Annotated in this window: 2 protein-coding genes; one reads left to right on the top strand and one right to left on the bottom strand. The window is 64.3% G+C overall.

The window, feature by feature from the left end:
• The first annotated feature begins 68 nt into the window (after positions 1-68).
• Positions 69-1,112, top strand: coding sequence for an IS30 family transposase (locus H5395_RS14915; protein ID WP_182793361.1), 1,044 nt, complete (start codon positions 69-71; stop codon positions 1,110-1,112).
• Here the strand turns inward: H5395_RS14915 and H5395_RS14910 are convergent.
• The gene (locus H5395_RS14910; RefSeq protein ID WP_182793360.1) at positions 1,039-1,458 is read right to left on the bottom strand and encodes a hypothetical protein; all 420 of its coding nucleotides are present in this window, start codon (positions 1,456-1,458) and stop codon (positions 1,039-1,041) included. The genes H5395_RS14915 and H5395_RS14910 overlap by 74 nt on opposite strands.
• Positions 1,459-1,657 lie beyond the last annotated feature (199 nt).

Raw genomic sequence — 1,657 nt, 5'->3', positions numbered from 1 at the left:
GGGACGCGCTACCTTGGAGTGCGACTTTTGATCCTCAACAATGAGTTGGGCTTTGAAAGGACATTCGAATGAAGGTTCGGTATTCTCACCTCTCGCTGGCGGAGCGTCGCCGGATCGAGCGCTGGCATCATGCGAAGATGAGCCCCGACGAGATGGCGCGGCGGCTCGGCCGGCACCGCTCCACTATCTTCCGTGAGATCCGGCGCAACCATTTCCACGACAGCGAGGCGCCCAGGCTCAGCGGCTACTGGTGCATCGTGGCACAGAGCCTGACCGATGGCCGGCGGATGCGGCAGCGCAAGTTGATACGCGAGTCCCAGTTGCGCGACCAGGTCGAGCGCTGCTTGAGATCAGGCTGGACACCCGAGCAGATCGCCGGCCGCATGCGGCACGAGCGAGCCCCGGTCCGGGTCTGCCACGAAACCATCTATCGTCACATCTACTCCGAGGAAGGCCGCCGGGGCGAGTTGTGGCGGCACCTGCCCTCCGGCCGCAGACGTCGGCGCGGCTATCGTCTGCGCAAGCGTCCTCCGCCGAAATTTGCCCCTGAACTCAGCATCCTGTTCCGTCCCGATGTGGTCGCCCATCGAAAGGAGTTCGGGCACTGGGAAGCCGATCTTGTCCTGTTCCGGCAGAAATACGGCCCTGCCAACGTCACCACGATGATCGAGCGCACCAGTCGTTTCCTCGTGGTGCTGAAAAACGCTGAAAAGCGCACGAAACCCATCATGGCGCAGATCGCCACGGTGCTGGCCCCCCTGCCCTTGCATGCGCGCAAATCCATCACCTTCGACCGCGGCTCGGAGTTCATCGACTGGCCGCACCTGCAGGCCGAGATCGGCACCCAGACCTGGTTCTGCGAGGCGCAGTCCCCCTGGCAGAAAGGCGCGGTCGAGAACGCCAACAAGCGCCTGCGCCGCTGGATCTGCCGCGACACCGATCCGAACACGCTCTCGCAAGAAGAACTGCGCCAGCTCTGTGCCGGTCTCAACGCCACCCCGCGCAAGTGTCTCGGCTTCCGCACTCCCGCCGAGGTGTTCAGGGCCAACATCCTCGGCCGCGGACACCGACGAGAGAAACTCTCACGGGAGCCGAAGTCGCATTTGGGGTAGCGCGTCCACCCCGAACTTCATCCAGCTTCTCGGCCGCCACCGGGTCGAACTCCAGCATCCCCGACGCTGCGCGGACCAGGGCACGGATCGCGTCGGAGTTAGACCCGTAACCGAAACGGGCTTTCAGCCACTCCAACTGCTCGATCTCGGCCGGCGTCAGCCGCGCCGATACCGGCTTGCCGTCCGTGGTGGCGCTGTCACGGCTCCGAACTTCGTGCTGCCGGACCTTGGCAATGGTTTCTTTCGATACCCCCACCGCGTCGGCGACTGTCTGGGCGGTTCCGCCTGCCCGCAGGCGGCGGATCGCCTCGTCGCGCTTGGAAGGAGTGAGTTTCTGACGGGCCACGAGCCACCTGATCCGAGGTTGTAAACATTCAACAGTTCCTGCCATCTCCACCCTTCATCTTCTCTTCGCCTCACGTCAACCTCTTTCCTCCTCCCTTCTTGCACCGCAGGACGGCTCTGCGGATGGCCCAGCGGCGCCCCCTTCCCTGCCTGCGCCAAGAGACGGCACCGAGCAGCGCGGCGGGGAGAGGAAGCAAAAA

It is taken from the genome of Paracoccus sp. MC1854, assembly GCF_014164635.1.
Classification (GTDB): domain Bacteria; phylum Pseudomonadota; class Alphaproteobacteria; order Rhodobacterales; family Rhodobacteraceae; genus Paracoccus.
This window is presented reverse-complemented; position numbering and strand designations above follow the sequence as displayed.